This is a genomic window from Granulicella sp. WH15, from assembly GCF_009914315.1.
Lineage (GTDB): Bacteria > Acidobacteriota > Terriglobia > Terriglobales > Acidobacteriaceae > Edaphobacter.
This window is the reverse complement of record NZ_CP042596.1, coordinates 2,477,541-2,497,136: the sequence shown is the minus strand read 5'-3', so window position 1 is coordinate 2,497,136 and position 19,596 is coordinate 2,477,541. Positions and strand designations below refer to the sequence as shown.

Below are 19,596 nucleotides of genomic sequence, written 5' to 3'. Positions count from 1 at the left end.
GTCGTAAATGTCCGGGCTAAAGCCCGGACCTACCCTAGAAGCAAAAACAACAGCAGAAGCAAGAGCAAGTGCGACAGCAACGGCAGAGCTTGTCTGTTCGGTTCTATATCGCAAAGACAAAAGCAAAACACCCTCAAAGCCGCGATCTTGTGCGGCTTTGAGGGTGTTTGTAAGAGTTACTTCTTGGTCTGGGACTTGATCCAGGCGTCGGCGCGGGTGTCGAGGACGTCCATCGGCAGTGCGCCGGAGTCGATGACGAAGTCATGGAAGGCCTTGAGGTCGAAGTTGGTTCCGAGGGCCTGTTTGGCGCGGGCACGCAGCTCAAGGATTTTTAGCTGGCCCATCTTGTAGCCGAGAGCCTGTCCCGGCCACGCGATGTAGCGGTCCACCTCGGCCTGCACGTTGGTCTCGTCGATGGCTGAGTGGTCGTGGAAGTAATCGACCATCTGCTGGCGGGTCCAGTGCTGCGAGTGGACGCCGGTATCGACCACCAGCCGGATGGCGCGCCAGATATCGCCCTCAAGACGGCCATAGTCGCTGTACGGGTCCTGGTAGAAGCCGATCTCCTTGCCCAGCCGCTCGGAGTAGAGCGCCCAGCCCTCGACAAAGGCCGTGTAGCCGAGGTACTTGCGGAACTCGGGCAGGCCGGTGACCTCCTGCGCGATGGAGATTTGAAGGTGATGGCCGGGGATGCCCTCGTGGTAGGCGACGGCCTCGGCTGCGGCCAGCGAGCGCGTGGCGAACTCGTAGGTGTTGATGTTGATGCGGCCCGGACGGCTGCCGTCGGGCGTGCCCTCTGCGTACCAGGCGGCGGCCTGCCCGCTCTGGATGTACTTGGGCATCTCTACGACCTCGAGAGGAGCCTTGGGCAAGCGACCGAACAGCTCGGGCAGGCGCGGCTGCATCTGGCCCTCGTAGTGGCGGTAGAGGTCGAGCAGGGCCTCGCCGGAGGTGGGGTGCAGCTTGGGGTTGGTCTTGATCGACGCCGAGAGGGTCTTGAGGTCGGAGAAGCCGAGCTTCTTGGCGATGACGAGCATCTCGGCCTCGTCGCGCTTCACCTCGTCCACGCCGATCTGGTGAATCTCGGCGGGCGTCTTGTTCAGCGTGGTGCTCTGGCGGACAAGGAAGGCGTAGTAGGCGTCGCCGTCGGGCAGCGCGCCGACGCCGGGGTCCTTGCGTCCGGCGGGGATGGCCTGCGCCTTCATAAAGCGGCCGAAGCGGGCGTAGGCGGGCAGAACGTCATCCTCGATGGCGGCCAGCATGGACTCGGTGATGCGCTTCTGCTCGGCGGCGGAGACGGTCTTGGGGAACTTCTTGAGCGGCAGGGCGAAGGCGCTGTCGGCGGGCTTCTGGCTGGCCAGATTGTTGACCTGATCGAGAACTTTTTCCAGCAGGAAGGCGGGCTGGGTTCGGTGCTCGTCGATGCCGAGCATCATGTTCTCGGTCGTCTGGCGGATCTGGGTGGGGATCTTGTGCAGGCGGGCGATGTAGTCGTCGTAGTCCTTGGCGGTATCGAAGGGGAGGGAGTCGACCATGCCGGGCAGGTCGGTGTGGATGCCGTGGAACTGGTTGACGGGCATCTCCCACTCCTTGAAGCGGGCGCTCTCTTCTTCTTCGGCGATAGAGCGCTCCATCAGCTCGACCGAGAGCTTCTCCTGGTCGGAGAGGCCAGTGGTGTCGATGGCGGCGAGCCGGGTGAGGAAGGCGCGGTTGCGCGAGAGCTGGTCGTTGAAGGCGCGGGGCGAGAGGTCGGAGAGCTGGTCGTTCCAGCGGCGGTCGCCGATGGAGGAGGCGAACTCGGGCGAGTGCTTGAGCTGGTCCTCCCACATCTCCTTGAAGAGGCTGGAGAGGGCGGCGCTGCGCTCCTGCACGGAGGCGGTTTGGGCAAGCACGGGGCTGGAGATGCAGAGGGCGAGAAGACCGGTGGTGAGGGCGCGCCTCATGGATGCGGTGGGGAGGGTGAATCGAACAGACGTCATGTTGCAAGGATAAGCCCTGTCGGGGAAGATGGCCGCGCTAAGAGCCGTCGAGCATCCGGTAGAGGGTGGAGCGGCTGATGCCGAGCAGTTCGGCTGCCTTAAGCTTGTTGCCCGCGCAGCGTGAGAGCACCTCCATCACATGACGTCGCATCACGTCGTCGAGCCGGTCCACGGGCGGCGGCTCGCTGGGCTGGATAGAGGGGGGGACGCTCTCGCTCAGCTCCGGCAGATGCTCGACGTCGATGAAGGGGGCTCCGCTCTCAGCGGCTTTGGTGGCGGCGGCTGAGACTGTCTCCTCCAGCTCTCGTAGGTTGCCCGGCCAGTTGTAGGATCTGAGGCGAGCACGGGCGGCAGGGGCTAGAGCTAACTGGGGGGGAGTGAGGCTCAGGCAGAGGTCGAGGATCGCCTCAAGGTCTTCGGGCCGCTCGCGCAGGGGCTGTAGCCGCAGCTCTACGACCGAGATGCAGTTATGGAGGTCTTGGCGAAACCGTCCGGTGGCCGTCAGGCGCTTCAGGTCGGAGTGGCTGGCGGCGATGAGGCGCGTCTCGGCCTGCCGGGACCGCACCCGGCGCTCGAGATCGAGCAGGCAGCGCATCAGGCTGTCCTGCAAGGGGAGCGAGAGGCTGCCGACGTCTTCGACGAAGAGGGTGCCCTGGCGGGCGGCTTCGAGCGCGCTGCCGTTCTCGGCCAGGTGGGTGGCGGAGCAGGCAACGAAGGCTGCCGAAGCGCTGGGGCTGAGGGCGTGGAGCCTGCGGGCCACCTGCTCCTTGCCGGTGCCCGGCTCGCCCATGATGAGGGCGCGGCGATAGTACGGGGCGATGCGCTGGATCTGTTGGCGAAGCTGCCGTGCTCCAGGGCTCTCGCCCACCAGGGGGAGCAGACCGGCGGAGGCGGGGCCGCGGAGGACGTAAGGGGATTCCCGGAGATCGCGAGGAGAGGTCGACATGGTTATCCTGTCGCCTCTATCGGCAGAACCGGGGGATTTCCTTACGGCAGCGGTTAAAAAACCAAGGGTGAGAACCGAAGTCCTCACCCTTGTGTGGTTTTGCGTGGCCGATGCTTAGGCGTTGGCCGGGGCGCAGTAGGCGTCGAAGGCGCGGGCCAGCTCCTGGGCGATCGCCGGGGCGGTCGAGGTCTCGATGGCCGAGCGCTGCATCAGGTAGACCAACTGGCCGTCGCGCAGGATGGCGATGGCGGGCGAGGTCGGCGGGTGTCCGGCGAAGTAGCTGCGGGCACGCTCGGTCGCGTCGCGGTCCTGTCCGGCGAAGACAGTGACGGCGTGATCGGGCTTGGTGCCGTGCTGCATGGCCAGGCGGACGCCGGGGCGCATCTTACCGGCGGCGCAGCCGCAGATCGAGTTGACGACCAGCATCGTCGTGCCGGGCTGCGCGATAGCCGCGTCTACGTCTGCCGCTGTGCGGGCCTCTGCCACGCCTGCGCGGGTAAGCTCCTCGCGCATTGGAATCACCATAATCTCTGGATACATTGCAAGTCCCTCCGGGGGAAAAATCTCTGCGAACACTCTGATTGTAGCTGGTTCTCGGCGTTCGATGACGATATGACGTAGCTTCCGCCGCCGGGGACTCAAAATAATGGGAACCGTTGCCGGGAGAGGCTCGTATCTGATTGAAGCCAGTAGATGTGGCACACTTAATCTCGCGGAGGTTTACCTCATGTATTGCTCTCATTGCGGAAAACAGGTTGTTCCGGACTCGAACTTCTGCTCTCACTGCGGCGCGGCGATCGGCCGTCGGCAGGAGAGCTTCCAGCAACAGGCCCGCCTGACGCGGCCGCGGCATCCGAGGATGATCGCCGGGGTCTGCGCGGGGATCGCGCTGCACTTCGGCTGGGACCTGACGCTGGTGCGGATCTTGACGGTTGTAATTGCGCTGATGACCTCAGGCTGCGGTCTGCTGGCTTACCTGGGTGCTTGGGTGCTGATGCCCGAGGCTCCGTATGAACTAACCGATGGCACGAGCCATCAGCAGGGTGTTGCCGCTTGAAGAAGATGTTGAAGCCGTTGAATGCACGTCCTTTTGGCTACAAGAACCGTACGTTGTGCTGTGATGATGCCTCACTGGCCGAGCTGGCGGCCGAGCATGGAACCCCGCTCTACGTCTACTCGAGTGAGCACCTGCTGGGGCGGCTTGCGATGTTCGAGCAGGCCTTCGCCGCGGTGCCGCATACGATCTGCTACGCGGTGAAGGCGAACTCGTCTTTGGCTCTGCTGAGGTTGCTGGGTAAAGCCGGAAGCGGCTTCGATATCGTCTCGGGCGGGGAGCTGACGAGGATTGCGAAGGCGCACAAACCCGCCCTGCGCAAGACCGTCTTCGCGGGCGTGGGCAAGCAGGTTTTTGAGATCGATGCCGCGCTTCAGGCCGATATTCTGCTCTTCAACGTGGAGTCCGAGAGCGAACTGGAGCTGCTCGAGTCGCGGGCGCGGCCGCTCGATATCCCGGCGCGGTTCTCGCTGCGGGTCAACCCGGATGTGTTTGCCGAGACGCACCCGTACATCTCGACCGGGTTGAGCGCGCACAAGTTCGGCATCGACATCAAGGTTGCGCGGGCGATTTATCGGCGGGCGGCCAAGTCGAAGTACCTGATCCCGACCGGCGTGAGCGTGCACATCGGCTCGCAGATTCGGGCGACCGATCCCTTCCACGCTGCGACGGCGCGGGTGATCGAGCTGATCCGGCAACTGCGCAAGGACGGCATTGCGATCACGCATATCGACGCGGGCGGCGGGTTGGGGATCGAGTACACTGACAAGGCTTTTGATCCGGCGGCGGCGGTGGCGTCTTATGCGAAGTCGGTCCTGACCGCGACCGAGGGGCTTGACCTGCATCTGCTGCTGGAGCCGGGACGGTTCCTGGTTGCACAGGCCGGGGCTTTGCTGACGACGGTTCTGAATGTGAAGAAGAACGGCAACAAGACCTTCGTCATTACGGACGCAGGCATGAACGACCTGATCCGGCCTGCGCTATATCAGGCGCACCATGAGATTCTGCCGGTCAAGCAGACGAGCGGCGCACGCAAGCCGGTGGACGTGGTGGGGCCGGTGTGCGAGTCGGGCGACTTCTTCGCAAGGGATCGTGAGCTGGCGACGACGAAGCCGGGAGATGTGCTGGCGATTCTCGATGCGGGCGCTTACGGTATGACCCTGACCAGTAATTACAACTCGCGGCCTCGGCCTGCGGAGGTGCTGGTCGAGCCGGAAGGTGCGCGGGTGATTCGGCGGCGGGAGACGATGAAGGATTTGCTTGGGCCGGAGATCGTTTAGCTGGCACCCCGTGTCTCAGAGTTGAAGCACGGGGTGCCCGCATTCGTGGCCGAGATAAGAAAGCTAAACCTCGGGGGCTGAAGCCCGCGTTTGGGGAGGGTTTTAATGTCCGGGCTAAAGCCCGGACCTACCCCAGAAGCAAAAGCAAGAACAACGGTAACAGCAGATTCCTCCGCTTCGCTCCTGAATGACAACCAAAAGAACAGGCAACAGCCGGGTGGCCGATTCATCGACGGTTTTATCGTCGATGGGGGGAGTACTTCAAATTCAACTGCGTCCTTGCGCCGGACGGGCGGCACTTCGTGCGGTCCTGGACGCTGCGCGTTTTACCGCTTGCGTAGGCGCAGGCTCTGCCAGCTGCCGTCGCTGGTCCAGCCGCCATCGACCGGGATGGCTTGGCCGTTGATAAAGCCGCTGTGCGCTGGTTCGGCCAGGAAGAGGATCGCCTGGGCGATATCGTCGGGCGACGCGAACCGGCCCATAGGGATGCGGTCGGTAATGTCGGCGTCGGTGTAGCCGCCGCCCGCCTGATCGGCTACGTCCATCTCGGTCTTCACCCAGCCGGGGCAGACCGCGTTCGAACGCACACCGAAGCCACCCCACTCCGCCGCCATCGTGCGGGTCAGGCCGATGAGGCCGTGCTTGGAGGCGTTGTAGGCGGAGCGGTCGCCGATGCCGACCAGGCCCGCGATGGAGGCGATGTTCACGATGCTGCCCGAACGCTGCTCGAGCATCGTCGCGCCGAAGGCCTTGGCGAGCAGGAATGGGGCCACGAGATTGACCTCGAGCACGCGCCGATAGAGAGCAGCCGAGGTGCTCTCGGCGGGAGAGATGCAGCTAATGCCCGCGTTGTTGACCAGCACGTCCACGCGGCCCCAGCGGGCGATGACGGCGGCGGCGGTGGCGGTGACGAAGGCTTCGTCGGAGATGTCTCCGGTGAAGGCTTCGGCCTCGGCCCCGAGGGTCTGGACGGCGACGAGGGCGGCGGCGGAGGATTGCAGGTCGATGAGGGCGACGGCGTATCCGGCGGCGGCGAGGACTTCGGCGGTGCGGCGTCCGATGCCTTGCGCGGCACCAGTAATCACGGCTACTTTCATACGCCTAATATAAGGCCTTGCCTACGCGAAGCGTCGAGAACGGCACGAAGTGCCGCCCGTCCGGCGTGAGGACGCACTTGCTGTTGCTTGTTTCTACTCGACAGTAACGAAGGTCAACGCCGCCAGATTCCGCACCCAGCGAGCGGGCTTCTTCTCCGCCCCGGCGACGAGCTTGAACTGTCCATCCTCGGCCAGCGGCTTGCCGTCGAGCGTCAATGCCACGATGACCTCGGCGTTATGTACCGTGGTCTCAAACTCCGAGGCGGAGTAGAGCACCCAGTAGTGGTCCGTGCCTTCGGCGCGCAGGTAGCTGTGGTAGATGCGGTGCGCTCCCTCGCCGTCGGTGGTGACGCCGTACTTCGCCAGCAGGTCGGGGAGGGGAACGCCCGAGTATGTCTCGTCGGCCTTGGTGTGGGCGTTGTGGACCGAAACAATCTTCTGCGGCATCTTCTGCAGGTCTTCGAGCGTCAGGGTAACGGGCTTGCCGTCGACGGTGACGACCAGATTGGTCGAGGGCACGGTGGGCTTGTGCTCGTGCTCGTGCTCTTCCTTGGCCATCGGGGCCATCGGAGTGGCGGCCGTTTGGGCGGTTGCGGCCATGCAGGCGATGCCAAGAAAACCAACAGCGAGCCATCTGTGTTTCATTGCGGAACCCCCGATGCTGCACTCACCATACGTCACTCGCGGGCCATGCTTCAACAAGCGCCCCGGTCGGGCTATACTGGCTGCATGTCTATCGTCAAAGACGCAGCCGCCATTGCCAAAGGAATGGGCATCACCTTCCGGGAGATGTTCCAGCCAACCGAGGTCGAAAACTACCCCGACGGCAAAGGGCCGATGCGCGGCGCCAAGTTTCAGCAGCGGTTTCGCGGCAAGCACCAGTTGCAGCGCGATGAGAACGGTCTTGAGAAGTGCGTAGCCTGTTTTCTGTGCGCGGCGGCCTGCCCCTCGAACTGCATCTACATCGAGGCCGCTGAGAACACCGAAGAGGTCCGCATCTCGTCGGCTGAACGTTACGCCAAGGTTTACAACATCGACTACAACCGCTGCATCTTCTGCGGCTACTGTGTCGAGGCCTGCCCGACTGACGCGATCACGCACGGCCACGGCTTCGAACTGGCCAGCCTGAACGCGACGACGCTGGTGATGCGCAAGGAAGACCTGCTGGTGGCGATCCAGCCCGCGATGCCGCTGGTTCCGGGCAGCTCGCATGACGTGGCGGACTCGCTCCGGTAGTCATGTCCGAGGTTCGATCCGGTTGGCGTGCAGAGGTTGAGGGTTACGTAGAGCGGGAGGCGAGGCCGGTCGAGAAGTTCGGCCATCAGCCCCGTCTCTATGCGTTGACGCTGCGGGTGGGCGCGGGTCTTGCGTATGACGACGATGTTGTCTTCGCCGCCGCATGGCTACACGATATGGGCGTCTTTATCGGGCATCGTCCCGAGGAGCGAGAACTGCTGGAGCGTTGGGATAACGTTGCCTATGCTCTGCGGATCACACCTGATGTGCTGGCCGGATTCGGCTTTCCCGAAGACAAGATCGCTGCGGTTCTTGAGTGTATTCGCACGCATCAACCGCACTTTGAGCCGACGACCATCGAGGCTACAATCCTGCGCGATGCCGATATCCTGGAGCAGCTTGGAGCTGTTGGCATCCTGCGTACAGTGACGAAGGTTGGCCGGGATACGCGCTTCATTACCTTTACCCATGCGGTCGCCTCGCTTCAGCGCGCGCTCGATACGCTTCCGCAGATGCTTCGCCTGCCGTCTTCGCGTCTGCTTGCGGAGGAGAAGCTAGCGGTTCACCGGGCTTTCCTGCAAGGCGCGGCAGATGAGGCCGGGAGCCTGCTCTACTAGGCTCGGCCTCGAAGTTTCTTGCGGGGCTTTACTCCTGCCTCTACACTTGTTAAATAGAAATCGTCACGCCGTCGTCCTCTATCGGGCCTCTGGATGTATTCGAAATCTTCTCCCGGGGCCCCATGAATACTGACTCTTCTCCTACAAAAGCTATTCTCCACGTATGCAAGCGTGAGGTGCTGCGCCCTCTTCGCGACCAGATATTGCGCCTATCGGGCTTCACCGTTGATTCGACGCTGTCGGATGTCGATGGCCTCGCCATGTTTCACGCACGGTCTTATGACCTTGTGCTGGTAGACGTGGAGGGCGAGTCGGGCATCCATGATGCCGAGCGCCTGTGCTCGGAGATCAAGACCAGCCGCAATGACCAGCAGGTGGCCTTCGTCTGCAACTGGCGCGTGGCCGCACTCACCGACTGCCCCGATGAGATTCTGCGCACGGAGTTTAATCCCGCTGCTTTTCTCGAGGGCGTTCGCAGCATTATGATGCAGTAGGAACAACTTGCACAGCCCCCGTGGCTGTGTTACAAACGATACATTCCAGTCTGCTTCGGCAGATTTGAATTTCATGCAGAGTGGTTGAGGGACGAGCCCTTTGACGCCACGACAACCGGACAGAACAAAGGCGTACCGGTGTCAACTCTCTCCTGGAACTGGCTTGATAAGCCACGGGGAACATGAGATTCGGAGCGCGCAGTCCGGCACGTTGTGTACCGCCTGCAATCCCCGCATTTCCCCCTTCCAATTGAGCGTGGCGTTCGAGTCAGCTTCTTCCTCCGCCGGGTTCTTGGAAGTGTTCTAAAGGGAGAATGCGCAATGGAGTATTCCTGTTCCACGTATGAGCTGAAGTGCAACGAGTGCGGCCGCCGTTTCGGCAACCGCCCTCTCTCCGGCTGCCCGGATTGCCTGGCGCCGCTTGAGATCGCCTACGATCTCGACCAGATCAAGGCGCAGGGCCGCTTCACCCGCGAGACCATCGCCGCGGGCCCGCACAATATCTGGCGATACGCCGCGCTTCTGCCCATCCCTGAAGGCTTCGAGCCTGACCTGCCCGTTGGTTTCACCCCGTTGCTCCGTGCCAAGAACCTCGGCAAGCGCATCGGCGCGCAGAATCTCTATATCAAGAACGACTCCGTCTGCTTCCCGACGCTCTCGTTCAAGGACCGCGTCGTCTCGGTCGCGCTGGCCAATGCGCAGAAATTCGGCTTCACCACGGTGGGCTGCTCCTCGACCGGCAACCTGGCGAACTCGGTCGCGGCCCAGTCCGCACGGCTCGGCATCAAGGCCTGCATCCTGGTCCCGGCGGACCTGGAGCCTGCCAAGATTCTCAACACGCTGGTCTACGGGGCCAGGCTGGTCCGCATCGACGGCAACTACGACCACGTCAACCGCCTCTGCACCCTGATAGCGGACGAGTACTCCTGGGGCTTCGTGAACGTGAACCTGCGGCCCTACTACGCCGAGGGCTCGAAGACGGTCGGGTATGAGATCGCCGAGCAGTTGGGCTGGAAGCTGCCCGACAACGTCGTCTGCCCTATGGCCGGAGGCTCGCTGATCCGCAAGATTCGCAAGGCATTCAACGAACTGATCGCGCTCGGTCTGGTCGAGGATAAGCCGGTCCGCTTCTTCGGCGCGCAGGCTACGGGCTGCTCGCCCATCTCGCAGTCGGTTCGCCAAGGGTGGGACCACATCGAGCCGCAGCGCCCCAACACCATCGCCCGCTCGCTCGCCATCGGCAACCCGGCGGACGGACCGGCGGCCAGCAAGATGATCCAGTCCACCGGCGGCTGGGCGGAGGACGTCTCGGATGTCGAGATCGTTGCCGGGATGCAGGAGCTGGCCGAGACCGAGGGTATCTTTACCGAGACCGCGGGCGGCGTCACCACGGCCGTCACGGCGCGGCTCTACGCCGAGGGCCGTATCTCGCCCGAGCAGACCACGGTGGTCTGTATCACCGGCAACGGCCTCAAGACCACTGACGCCCTCGCCGACCGCTTCGAGCAGGATCGGGCCGTGCGTCCGCGTCTGGCCGAGTTCGCCGAGTACCTGCGCGAGATCGACTACATCACCGAATCAGAATCCGAAGCTGAACCGGCGCTGGCGGGCGACTAAGTCCGTCTGCATCCGAGCCGACTGTAAACGCAATACCGAAGTAGAAGGAGTACGTCATCGCTATCAAAGTCATTCTTCCCACCGCCTTCGTTCGTCACACTGATGGTCAGAAGCAGTTTGCCTCCTCGGCCTCCACGCTGCCCGCGCTGATCGCCGATATCGACAGCACCTTTCCCGCGCTCAGCCACCAGATCAAGGACGAGGCTGGCAAGCTGCGCCGGTTCATCAACATCTACGTCAACGATGAGGACATCCGCTTCCTCGGCGGCGATGCCTATGCCTTCCAGGACGGCGACGAGGTCATGCTGATTCCGAGCATCGCGGGCGGCTCGCGGTAACCCTGCCGCAGGCGATAATTTTCACCTGCAAGCAACGCTTCATCCAACAACCTGCTCTCATCTTCTGTACCCGCGGCCTGCCTTCTGCACTGTGTTCATCGCACTCAGGCAGGCCGTGTAAATCAGATCTGAAAGCAGGGCTGTTATGTTTCTTCTCCTGGCGGTTGTGCTTGTCATTCTCTGGCTTGGCGGATTTTTCGTCATGCATATCAGCAGTTTCGCTATTCACGTGCTGATTCTCTTTGCCGTCATCTCCTTCATCATGCACTTCTTCACGGGACGACGCACCGTTTAGCAGCTTCCAGACACACAAAGAGGCCGGACTCTCGCGAGACCGGCCTCTTTGTGTTGCCGTGAGCTTTACTGGTGGGCGACGGGCAGGGAACTGGAGCTGACCGGCGGAATCACGTTCTGCAACGCCTCCGGTGTATCCTCTTCGAGCGCGACCAGCTTCTCTTCGAGCGCAATCTTCAACACCTCGTCCATCTGCTCGACGAAGTGCAGCTTCATGCTGTTCTTGATGAGGTCCGGCAGGTCCGCCATGTCCTTGTGGTTGTCCGCTGGAAGAATCGCTTCGAAGATTCCAGCGCGATGAGCCGCTAGCAGCTTCTCTTTGAGTCCGCCGATGGGCAGCACCTTGCCGCGCAGAGTGATCTCGCCGGTCATGGCGATGTCGCGCCGCACCTTGATCTTGGTCAACGCGCTGGCCAGTCCCGTGGCGATAGTGATGCCCGCCGAGGGACCGTCCTTCGGGGTCGCGCCCTCGGGGGCATGGATGTGGATGTCGATGTGCCGGTAGAAGTCCTTGGCCAGCCCCAGGTGTTGCGAGCGCGAGCGGATGTAGGTCAGGGCGGCCTCGGCCGACTCCTTCATCACGTCGCCAAGCTGCCCGGTGGCCGTCATCTTACCCTTGCCGTCGAGCACCTGCACCTCGGTCTGGAGGATTACGCCGCCGACCGACGTCCAGGCCAGCCCAGTCACCAGACCAACCTCGCTCTTGGCATGGACTTCGGAGTCGCGGAATTTGGCTACGCCCAGAAGGTCGGAGAGGTTTTCACCCGTCACCGTCTCGTGGTGCGTCGCACCGTTCTTGACCACGCGCCGCGCCACTTTGCGTGCGACGTTGCCGATCTCGCGCTCGAGGTTACGGACGCCCGCCTCGCGGGTGTAGTTGCGGATGACGGACTGCAACGCCGAGTCTTCGATGACGATCTGCTCGGGGGTGAGGCCGTTGCCCTCGCGCTGCTTCTTGACCAGATACTGCTTGGCGATCTCGAGCTTCTCGACCTCGGTGTAGCCGGTCAGCCGGATGATCTCCATGCGGTCCTGAAGCGGGCCGGGGATGGTGTCGAGCACGTTGGCCGTGGCGACGAAGAGCACCTGCGAGAGGTCGTACTCGACGTCGAGGTAGTGGTCCTGGAAGGAGCTGTTTTGCTCCGGGTCCAGCACCTCAAGCAGCGCGCTCGCCGGATCGCCGCGGAAGTCCGAGGCCATCTTGTCGATCTCGTCCAGCATGAACACCGGGTTCTTGGTCCCGGCCTTCTTCATCGACTGGATGACCTGTCCCGGCAGCGCGCCGATGTACGTCCGGCGATGGCCGCGAATCTCGGCCTCATCGCGTACGCCGCCCAGCGACATGCGCACGAACTTACGGCCCGTCGCCTTGGCGATGGACATGCCCAGCGAGGTCTTGCCGACGCCCGGAGGTCCGACGAAGCAGAGGATCGAGCCCTTGGGATTCTTCACCAACTGGCGCACGGCCAGGAACTCGAGGATGCGCTCCTTGATCTTCTCGAGGCCGTAGTGATCCTGGTTGAGAATCTCCTCGGCGTGCTCGATGGAGCGAATTTCCTTGGAGCGCTTCTTCCACGGCACAGCCAGCAGCCAGTCGAGGTAGTTGCGCGAGACGGTGGACTCGGCCGACATAGGCGGCATCGCCTCCAGCTTCTTCAGCTCCTGGAGCGACTTCTCGAGCACATCCTTCGGCATTCCGGCGGATTCTATCTTCTTCTTCAGCTCGTCGAACTCCGACTTCTCGCCGCGGCCCAGCTCTTTCTGGATGGCCTTGATCTTCTCGTTGAGGTAGTACTCTTTCTGCGCCTTCTCCATCTGGCGCTTGACCCGCGACTGCACGGTCCGGTCGATGTTCAGCTTCTCGATGGCGAGGTCTAGCACGTCGGCCACGCGAGAGAGCCGAGCCTCGGGATCGAAGACCTCGAGTAGCTCCTGCTTCTCCTCGATGGAGAGCTGGAGGTTGGCGGCGATGGTGTCGGCCAGCTTGGCAGGCTCGTCGGCGCGGACGCTGGCGGCCATGGTCTCGTAGTTCAGGCTCTGCTGCAGCTTCACATACTGCTCAAAGAGCGAGTGGACGCGCTGCATTATGGCCTCGACCTGCGGGGTCAGCTCGAGCTGTGTGGGGCCGGTGCGCACGGTGGCGACGAAGAACCCGTCCTCGTCGTTGACCTCGGTGGCGCGGGCGCGCTCGACGCCCTCGACCAGCACCTTGATGTTGCCGTCTGGCATCTTGACGCTCTGGACGATGTTGCCGATGGTGCCGGTCTCGAAGATGTCGTCGGCGCTCGGCTCATCGACCGACGCGTCGTGCTGGGTGGCGAGAAAAATCTTCCGATCGCCGGTCAGGGCCTCTTCAAGTGCGCGCACGCTGGACTCCCGCCCGACCACGAAGGGCGTCATCATGTGCGGAAAGATCACCATATCCCGGATCGGCATCATGGGCAGCTTGCGAACGTCTCCGCTCAGAACTTCCTTGGCCTTGGTTGTCATGTCACTCCTGAGGTGTTAGACGTCGTTGCGCATCTGACGATTCATCGAGCTGTCACCGTCACCGCGTTCCAGTGATTGTAATGCGTCAGGCAGGAATGTGCCGCAACTTTGGCGTGAGCGGGAGGCGATCCGGCGTGTTCGGAATACCATCTCGGGAATGAGTGAGCGTTCAGCGGTAGAGCGATGCTGCCACGGCCTCGGCCATTCGGCGCTGAGCCACGCTATTGGGGTGGATCGGCGGGCCGGGCGGGGTAAGCCTGGGGTCGTAGAAGAGCGAGAGGTTGAGCTTGCCGTGCTTCAGGAAGATACGGCTCAGGTCCAGGCAGTGTACGTATGTCGATCCCTTATAGTGAGCGCTCAGGATCGCGTTTACCTGGCGATCCGCCACGGTCTTTCTCTCGGAGATGCCGCTCGGCAGAACCTCGATCAAGGTCACCTTTGCCTGGGGCATGCGGCTGTGCAGGTCATCCACCACCGCGATCACCCCGGCCGCGCTGTCGAGCGGGCCTTCTCCGGAGATGGTGTTATTGGTGCCGATCAGAAGCACGATGTTCTTCGGGGATAAACCGTCTACTTCGCCGTGTGCCAGACGCCACAAGACCTGCTGGGTCAGGTCGCCGTTGAAGCCGAGGTTTAGAGCGTGGTGAGGCGCAAAGAACTGATTCCAGATGGGTAGAAAGACCTCATCGGGAGCCGGGCCGGACCTCTCGTAGTTGTGCGTGATGGAGTCGCCGACGAAGAGCAGGTCGATGCCGCCAGCTTTAGCTTCGGAGACTTTCTGGGCGTGACGCTCCAGCCACCAGTCGATGGTGCGGCCCTCGGGATGGATGGCGGGATTCTCCGCACCGCGTCCGTCGGGCTGTTGCTGCTGGGCAAGCATGGAAGCACACAAGAGCAGCAGGGAAGCCGCCCTGCACCACCACCTCATCCGTGCCCCTTAGCCCGCTTTTTCGAGCAGCATCGGCAGAGTCAGGGCGTGCTTCTTCACCATCTCGGCGGTGATCGAAAGCTCCTTTACCTTCTTGTTGCCGGGGACGTAGTACATCAGGTCGAGCATCAGCTCTTCGAGGATCATGCGCAGGCCGCGTGCGCCGACCTTGCGCTGCAAGGCCTCGCGTGCGATCTCGCGGGTGGCCTCGTCGGTAAAGGTAACTTTTACCCCCTCATACTCGAACAACTTGATGTACTGCTTGAGGATCGCGTTCTTGGGCTTGGTTAGAATCTCGATCAGCGCAGCCTCGTCCAACTCGTCCAGAACGCCGAGCACGGGCAGACGACCAACGAACTCGGGGATCAGGCCATATTTCAGCAAGTCCTGAGGCTCGGCCTGACGCAGCAGTTCTGCGTCGCGCTGGGCGCGGATCGGAGTCACATCGCCCTCGTTGGTTTCGACTTCGCCAACGGTCTTGAAGCCCAGGGCCTTCTTGCCGACGCGGCGGCCGATAACCTTCTCGAGACCCACAAACGCACCTCCGCAGATGAAGAGGATGTTGGTGGTGTCGACCGCGGTGAACTCCTGGTGCGGGTGCTTGCGGCCACCCTGTGGGGGCACGTTGGCCACGGTGCCTTCGAGCAGCTTCAGCAAGGCCTGCTGCACGCCCTCGCCGGAGACGTCGCGGGTAATGGAGGGGTTCTCGTCCTTGCGGCCGATCTTGTCGATCTCGTCGATGTAGATGATGCCGCTCTGGGCGCGGGTCACGTCGCCGTCAGCCGCCTGGAGCAGCTTCAGGATGATGTTTTCGACGTCCTCACCCACGTAACCGGCCTCGGTCAGCGTGGTGGCGTCGACGATGGCGAAGGGCACATCGAGTACCTTGGCCAGGGTCTGGGCCAACAGGGTCTTGCCCGAGCCGGTGGGGCCGACGAGGAGGATGTTCGACTTCGACAGCTCCACGTCGTTGCCGCGCGTCTTGTTCATCTGGATGCGCTTGTAGTGGTTGTAGACCGCGACGGCGAGCTTCTTCTTGGTCTGGTCCTGGCCGATGACGTACTCATCGAGCGAGGCACGGACCTCCTGCGGCTTGGGCAGCATGGCCGGGGTCACGCCTGCGGAGGCTTCGGTGCGGTCGTCTTCGAGGATGGAGTTGCAGACCGCGACGCACTCGTCGCAGATATAAGCCCGGGGATAGTCGGAGGGCGAAGAGATAAGCTTCGCAACGGCATCCTGCGACTTGTGGCAGAAGGAACAGCGTAGTGACTCGTCGGATCCCCGAGACGTTTTCATAAGTTAAAGTTTACACCGGTTTGGCAACCCGTGAGGACTCTGCGCCGGTAACCAGAGAGGTGTGGCCTGAGGTGCGTGAAGCACGCATCTTTACTGCTTGGCGTGATCTTTCCGCCGATTGGAATGGCTAGTTTTCCTCCAAATAAAAAAAGGCCCGATCCAATGATCGGGGCTTTTTGCAGGTCAAAACTACCCGCGCGGCTTGTCGATGATGTCGTCGATGATGCCGTACTCCTTAGATTGAGCGGCCGTCATGATGAAGTCGCGCTCCACGTCGCGCTCGATCCGCTCCAGCGACTGGCCGGTGGACTGGCTCATCAGCTTGTTCGTGATCTCGCGGATACGCAGAATCTCGCGGGCGTGGATGTCGATATCCGTCGCCTGTCCGCTCAGCCCGCCCATCGACGGCTGGTGGATCAGGATGCGGGAGTTCGGCAGAGCGAACCGCTTGCCCTTCTTGCCCGCCATCAGCAGGAACGCGCCCATGCTGGCGGCCTGACCGATGCAGAAGGTCACCACGTCGTTCTTGATGTACTGCATGGTGTCATAGATCGCGAGGCCGGCCGTGATGGAGCCGCCGGGCGAGTTGATGTAGAGCTGAATGTCCTTCTCCGGGTCCTCGCCGCTCAGGAACAGCATCTGCGCGATGATGACGTTGGCGATGTTGTCGTCGATCGGAGTGCCCAGGAAAATGATGTTGTCGCGGAGCAGACGGCTGTAGATGTCGTAGGCGCGTTCGCCACGGCTCGTCTGCTCGATCACCATCGGTACCAAACCCATACTCGTCTCCCTCAACCTTCTCTTGCAAGCCGGTCGCTCCCCGAAGGGAATAACCGCTGGTTTTGCCGTTCTACGTTTGGGTTTGCCCTCGCCGGTCGAGACTCGTCAAGACCGGCGAGGTTCACTACAGGTTCAACAAGCTATCCCGCAAGCTTCTCATAGAGCGCGTTGCCTGTCTTCTCGCGGCGCATCTGCTCACGCATGCGGTCGATGCTGCCGTCCTTGGCCATGCGCTCGCGCAGCGCCTCGAAGGGCTCGCGGGCCTGGATCGAAGCGATCAGCAGCTCACGCTCCAGCTCGTCATTGGTCACTTCGACGTTCTCGGTCTCGGCGATCTTGTCGAGCAGCAGGGAAGCCTTGACCTCGGCGATGGCCTGGTCGCGCTGCGCCTCACGCAGACGGTTGAAGTCGAGCTTGCGCATATCGTCGGCGCTCATGCCCTGCTGGGCCAGCGCACGCAGGCCACGGTCGAGGCGTGCGTCGATCTGCTGTTGCACGAAAGACTCGGGAACGGGGAACTGGAACTTGGCGATCAGCTCCTCGAGCATCTTCTCGCGGGCCTGACCGATGAGCGCGTCCTTCTTGCGCCCCTCTGCCATACCGCGCAGCTTCGTCTCGAAGTCGCTCCAGCTCTCGTAGTCGCCCATCAGCTTGGCCAACTCGTCATCCTTCTCGGGGAAGGTCTTCTTCTTGATGGCCTTCAGGGTGACGTCGTACTTGACCGTCTGACCAGCCAGGCGGGGCTCGCCGAAGTCGGCAGGATAGGTGACCTCGAACTGCATCTCCTGTCCGACCTTCTGGCCGCGCAGTGCGTCTGAGAAGGCTGCCAGGGTGTTCTTGCCGCCAACCTCGATCAGCACATCCTCGCCGACGATGGGCTCCTGCTGGCTGGTGTTCTCGACGCCGTCCTCACCGACCACCTGGGCCGTATCCTGGATGATGCCCTTGAACTCGATCTCGGCCCAATCGCCGTCGACGATCTCGCGCTCATCCTCAACCGTCTCGACGGTGCCGTGGTTCTCCATGGCGCGGGTCATCTCGGCTTCGAACTCGTCCTCGGTCAGCGCCACTTCGGGCTTCTCGACCGCGATGGTGTCGTAGCCGGTAATGTCAATCTCGGGCAGAACCTCGAAGGCCGCCTTGAACTGCAGGGGCTGGCCATCGACCAGCAGCAGGTTGGTGAGCTGCGGCTGCGAGACCGGGTTCAGCTTCTGCTCCTCGATCGCGGTGCGGAAGCGCGCCGAGACCAGCTCATCGAGCACCTCCTGGCGGACGTCCTTGGCGAAGCGGCTCTTGATGACCGACTCGGGCACCTTGCCCACGCGGAAGCCGGGGATGCGGGCCAGCCGCTGGTACTTCTTCACCACGGTCTTGAAGGCTTTCGAGACCGTGTCGGCATCGACCGACACTTCGATCTCGCGCATCAGCTCGGGATTGAGCGTGGGCTGCGGCTCGTGCACGTGGGGCTCGTGATCGTGGGTGTGCTCGTGCGTCTCCGCAGCAGGCTCGGGGGTTGCTGTTGTCTGCAACTCGGTCGTTTCAGTCGTCTCGGTCGGGGTCAAAGTCGTGTCATCCTGGCGCGTGAAATATGCCGCATCGCCCCGATCCGTTGCCGGTTCCAGGGCCACTCTGCGGACGTCGCCTCATATTCCACTCTACGGGGCTGTGACCGCAGGGTCAAACGGGCGGACCCTGGACGGCTAAGTCGAGCATCGTCAGTGCTCGACCCCACCCATGCGCGAGGAAACTGCACATGGGCGGGGCACCCGATTTTCGGTTGCTTTTACTCGATCAGGCTGGAGGATTGGCCGGTCAGCGGGAAGAGATCCAGCTTGATCCGCCACTCCATCGACGCGCCCGGGGCGAGCACCGGCATCTCCATGTTGCGATCCCACTGGTGTCCCAGTGGATCGTCGAAGTTGACCTGCGGCCCCAGCGAAAGGTACGGCTGGGCCGGATCGGCCACGACGCGCAAGCTGCGGATCGACGCGCTCACCAAGCGCATCCGAATCCCATAGCCCTCGCTCGGAAAGCGCATCTCCGCGATGGGACCGTCCTCAAGGAGGGAGGGTTTCATCTCCACCAGCAGATCGTTCAGCGCAGTATTGCCCAGGGCCACCATTTGCTTGCCCATGAACTGCTCCAACTGGCTCCCGGCTGACAGAGTCTTGCCGGTGGGCATACCGCGCGTTATCTCGGAGGTTTCCATGCGGGAGGCCTCCGGCAGCTTCAGAGAGACGCTCTTCCGGTCGCCCCGGATCGCGAAGCGCGGGTGCCAACCGATGCCGATGGGCAGAGGTGCGCTGCCGCTATTGGTGGCGATCACCGAGAGGTCCATCCGCGAGCCCACCATCACTACCGAAACCTTGGTCTGGATCTTGCCCGGCCAGTCGCCGTCGAAGTCGGTCGCTGTAAAGGTCGCGGTGGCGGAGGTGCCGTCCGGGACCACGTCCTGGGTGACCTCGCCCGCGGCTTGCCGCCGCAACAGTCCGCCGTATGCGCGGCTGGGCTTGGTGGCCGCGGAAGGCAACGTCATGGCCTGTTCCTGCCAGCGCACGACCATCCGATCACCCACCGGAGCGGGTGAGCCGATCAGCGCCCCTGACCACGGCAGCTCGAAGGCTCCGTGGTCGTCGTTCGGCCCCTGCGCGGCGGGCGGGGGCGTGGAGACAAGCTGCTCGGCAGTGGGGGCCGCGAGCAGAGGAATCTCCCCGTGGCCGGGAACGAAGGCCGTCATCTGCAGAACGCTCATTCCCAGACCGGGAAGCAGGGTTACGGAGGCGAACTCAGGGCCGGTCTGTCCCGTGGGCTGAGGCCGCGTGAGCACCAGAGGTTCCACTCCGCCCGGTTTCGGTCCCGAAGCTACCGGGGGCCGGACGTCACCCTCCATCTTGTTCCTCAGTTGGGTCAGGTGGCCTTTGCCGCGCTCGTGGATAATGAAAAACGCCGTTCCCAGGATCAACGCCAGCAGAACCGTCGTGACCGATCCTGATCGCATCCATCCCCCACCGGCTATGTAGTCCCAGGTGGCGATCAGGCGCTTCTTCAATAGATTCAGGTACATATGTAAAACGCGAGTCTCTTCCAAGGGTTGTTGCCTCTTCTTCGGTTGGATGCAAAATCCGGTTGGGGAACGTGGAGATTCTATTG

19 protein-coding genes and 1 riboswitch are annotated in these 19,596 nt (G+C 62.7%); of the genes, 8 read left to right on the top strand and 11 right to left on the bottom strand.

Features of this window, described 5'->3' with window-relative positions; translation table 11 throughout:
- Positions 1 to 176 precede the first annotated feature (176 nt).
- From FTO74_RS10340 to FTO74_RS10330, 3 genes are all read right to left on the bottom strand, one after another.
- Positions 177 to 1,979, bottom strand: coding sequence for a DUF885 domain-containing protein (locus FTO74_RS10340; protein ID WP_255462180.1), 1,803 nt, complete (start codon positions 1,977 to 1,979; stop codon positions 177 to 179).
- 37 nt (positions 1,980 to 2,016) lie between these two features.
- Positions 2,017 to 2,925, bottom strand: coding sequence for a sigma 54-interacting transcriptional regulator (locus tag FTO74_RS10335; RefSeq protein ID WP_162539815.1), 909 nt, complete (start codon positions 2,923 to 2,925; stop codon positions 2,017 to 2,019).
- A gap of 114 nt (positions 2,926 to 3,039) precedes the next feature.
- Positions 3,040 to 3,465 (bottom strand): BrxA/BrxB family bacilliredoxin, encoded by a 426-nt coding sequence (locus tag FTO74_RS10330; RefSeq protein WP_162538075.1) that lies wholly within the window; start codon positions 3,463 to 3,465, stop codon positions 3,040 to 3,042.
- Between the two features lie 187 nt (positions 3,466 to 3,652).
- Between FTO74_RS10330 and FTO74_RS10325 the strand changes: the two genes are divergently transcribed.
- Both FTO74_RS10325 and lysA read left to right on the top strand, forming a co-directional pair.
- Positions 3,653 to 3,982, top strand: a complete 330-nt coding sequence (locus FTO74_RS10325) for a PspC domain-containing protein (RefSeq protein WP_162538074.1) — start codon at positions 3,653 to 3,655, stop codon at positions 3,980 to 3,982.
- 5 nt (positions 3,983 to 3,987) lie between these two features.
- Positions 3,988 to 5,259, top strand: a complete 1,272-nt coding sequence (gene lysA, locus FTO74_RS10320) for a diaminopimelate decarboxylase (RefSeq protein WP_162539814.1) — start codon at positions 3,988 to 3,990, stop codon at positions 5,257 to 5,259.
- Positions 5,260 to 5,585: 326 nt separating this feature from the next.
- On the opposite strand, the gene FTO74_RS10315 is transcribed toward lysA, so the two are convergent.
- Positions 5,586 to 6,356, bottom strand: a complete 771-nt coding sequence (locus FTO74_RS10315) for an SDR family oxidoreductase (protein ID WP_162538073.1) — start codon at positions 6,354 to 6,356, stop codon at positions 5,586 to 5,588.
- Between the two features lie 93 nt (positions 6,357 to 6,449).
- Positions 6,450 to 7,001 carry a molybdopterin-dependent oxidoreductase gene (locus FTO74_RS10310; protein ID WP_162538072.1) on the bottom strand — a complete coding sequence of 184 codons (552 nt, stop codon included), beginning with the start codon at positions 6,999 to 7,001 and terminating at the stop codon, positions 6,450 to 6,452.
- Positions 7,002 to 7,085: 84 nt separating this feature from the next.
- Between FTO74_RS10310 and nuoI the strand changes: the two genes are divergently transcribed.
- The 6 genes from nuoI (at position 7,086) to FTO74_RS10280 (ending at position 10,953) form a co-directional block, all read left to right on the top strand.
- On the top strand, positions 7,086 to 7,592 hold the full coding sequence (gene nuoI / locus FTO74_RS10305) for an NADH-quinone oxidoreductase subunit NuoI (RefSeq protein WP_162538071.1): 507 nt from the start codon (positions 7,086 to 7,088) through the stop codon (positions 7,590 to 7,592).
- Positions 7,593 to 7,594: 2 nt separating this feature from the next.
- Positions 7,595 to 8,209 carry an HD domain-containing protein gene (locus FTO74_RS10300; protein ID WP_162538070.1) on the top strand — a complete coding sequence of 205 codons (615 nt, stop codon included), beginning with the start codon at positions 7,595 to 7,597 and terminating at the stop codon, positions 8,207 to 8,209.
- A 176-nt stretch (positions 8,210 to 8,385) separates the two neighbouring features.
- The gene (locus FTO74_RS10295) at positions 8,386 to 8,703 is read left to right on the top strand and encodes a hypothetical protein (protein WP_255462179.1); all 318 of its coding nucleotides are present in this window, start codon (positions 8,386 to 8,388) and stop codon (positions 8,701 to 8,703) included.
- Between the two features lie 68 nt (positions 8,704 to 8,771).
- Positions 8,772 to 8,892: riboswitch (SAM riboswitch) on the top strand.
- Between the two features lie 132 nt (positions 8,893 to 9,024).
- Positions 9,025 to 10,320, top strand: coding sequence for a threonine synthase (thrC, locus tag FTO74_RS10290; protein WP_162538068.1), 1,296 nt, complete (start codon positions 9,025 to 9,027; stop codon positions 10,318 to 10,320).
- Between the two features lie 56 nt (positions 10,321 to 10,376).
- Positions 10,377 to 10,658 (top strand): MoaD/ThiS family protein, encoded by a 282-nt coding sequence (locus FTO74_RS10285; protein ID WP_162539813.1) that lies wholly within the window; start codon positions 10,377 to 10,379, stop codon positions 10,656 to 10,658.
- A gap of 145 nt (positions 10,659 to 10,803) precedes the next feature.
- On the top strand, positions 10,804 to 10,953 hold the full coding sequence (locus FTO74_RS10280) for a lmo0937 family membrane protein (RefSeq protein WP_162538067.1): 150 nt from the start codon (positions 10,804 to 10,806) through the stop codon (positions 10,951 to 10,953).
- A gap of 65 nt (positions 10,954 to 11,018) precedes the next feature.
- Here FTO74_RS10280 and lon read toward each other — a convergent pair whose 3' ends face one another.
- The 6 genes from lon to FTO74_RS10250 form a co-directional block, all read right to left on the bottom strand.
- Positions 11,019 to 13,442 (bottom strand): endopeptidase La, encoded by a 2,424-nt coding sequence (gene lon / locus FTO74_RS10275; protein WP_162538066.1) that lies wholly within the window; start codon positions 13,440 to 13,442, stop codon positions 11,019 to 11,021.
- Positions 13,443 to 13,611: 169 nt separating this feature from the next.
- Positions 13,612 to 14,334 carry a GDSL-type esterase/lipase family protein gene (locus tag FTO74_RS10270; RefSeq protein ID WP_220398996.1) on the bottom strand — a complete coding sequence of 241 codons (723 nt, stop codon included), beginning with the start codon at positions 14,332 to 14,334 and terminating at the stop codon, positions 13,612 to 13,614.
- Positions 14,335 to 14,379: 45 nt separating this feature from the next.
- Positions 14,380 to 15,666, bottom strand: a complete 1,287-nt coding sequence (gene clpX / locus FTO74_RS10265; RefSeq protein ID WP_162538064.1) for an ATP-dependent Clp protease ATP-binding subunit ClpX — start codon at positions 15,664 to 15,666, stop codon at positions 14,380 to 14,382.
- Positions 15,667 to 15,855: 189 nt separating this feature from the next.
- Positions 15,856 to 16,446, bottom strand: coding sequence for an ATP-dependent Clp endopeptidase proteolytic subunit ClpP (gene clpP, locus FTO74_RS10260; protein ID WP_162538063.1), 591 nt, complete (start codon positions 16,444 to 16,446; stop codon positions 15,856 to 15,858).
- A 140-nt stretch (positions 16,447 to 16,586) separates the two neighbouring features.
- Positions 16,587 to 18,008: a trigger factor gene (gene tig, locus FTO74_RS10255; RefSeq protein WP_255462178.1), complete on the bottom strand. Its 1,422-nt coding sequence runs from the start codon at positions 18,006 to 18,008 to the stop codon at positions 16,587 to 16,589.
- Positions 18,009 to 18,229: 221 nt separating this feature from the next.
- Positions 18,230 to 19,534, bottom strand: a complete 1,305-nt coding sequence (locus tag FTO74_RS10250; protein WP_162538062.1) for a hypothetical protein — start codon at positions 19,532 to 19,534, stop codon at positions 18,230 to 18,232.
- Between the last annotated feature and the right edge of the window lie 62 nt (positions 19,535 to 19,596).

Excerpts from the sequence above, each read along its gene's own strand:
- FTO74_RS10340 (WP_255462180.1), bottom strand. The coding sequence starts at position 1,979 with ATGACGTCTGTTCGATTCACCCTCCCCACCGCATCCATGAGGCGCGCC.
- FTO74_RS10335 (WP_162539815.1), bottom strand. The coding sequence starts at position 2,925 with ATGTCGACCTCTCCTCGCGATCTCCGGGAATCCCCTTACGTCCTCCGC.
- FTO74_RS10330 (WP_162538075.1), bottom strand. The coding sequence starts at position 3,465 with ATGTATCCAGAGATTATGGTGATTCCAATGCGCGAGGAGCTTACCCGC.
- FTO74_RS10325 (WP_162538074.1), top strand. The coding sequence starts at position 3,653 with ATGTATTGCTCTCATTGCGGAAAACAGGTTGTTCCGGACTCGAACTTC.
- lysA (WP_162539814.1), top strand. The coding sequence starts at position 3,988 with ATGTTGAAGCCGTTGAATGCACGTCCTTTTGGCTACAAGAACCGTACG.
- FTO74_RS10315 (WP_162538073.1), bottom strand. The coding sequence starts at position 6,356 with ATGAAAGTAGCCGTGATTACTGGTGCCGCGCAAGGCATCGGACGCCGC.
- FTO74_RS10310 (WP_162538072.1), bottom strand. The coding sequence starts at position 7,001 with ATGAAACACAGATGGCTCGCTGTTGGTTTTCTTGGCATCGCCTGCATG.
- nuoI (WP_162538071.1), top strand. The coding sequence starts at position 7,086 with ATGTCTATCGTCAAAGACGCAGCCGCCATTGCCAAAGGAATGGGCATC.
- FTO74_RS10300 (WP_162538070.1), top strand. The coding sequence starts at position 7,595 with ATGTCCGAGGTTCGATCCGGTTGGCGTGCAGAGGTTGAGGGTTACGTA.
- thrC (WP_162538068.1), top strand. The coding sequence starts at position 9,025 with ATGGAGTATTCCTGTTCCACGTATGAGCTGAAGTGCAACGAGTGCGGC.
- FTO74_RS10280 (WP_162538067.1), top strand. The coding sequence starts at position 10,804 with ATGTTTCTTCTCCTGGCGGTTGTGCTTGTCATTCTCTGGCTTGGCGGA.
- lon (WP_162538066.1), bottom strand. The coding sequence starts at position 13,442 with ATGACAACCAAGGCCAAGGAAGTTCTGAGCGGAGACGTTCGCAAGCTG.
- clpX (WP_162538064.1), bottom strand. The coding sequence starts at position 15,666 with ATGAAAACGTCTCGGGGATCCGACGAGTCACTACGCTGTTCCTTCTGC.
- clpP (WP_162538063.1), bottom strand. The coding sequence starts at position 16,446 with ATGGGTTTGGTACCGATGGTGATCGAGCAGACGAGCCGTGGCGAACGC.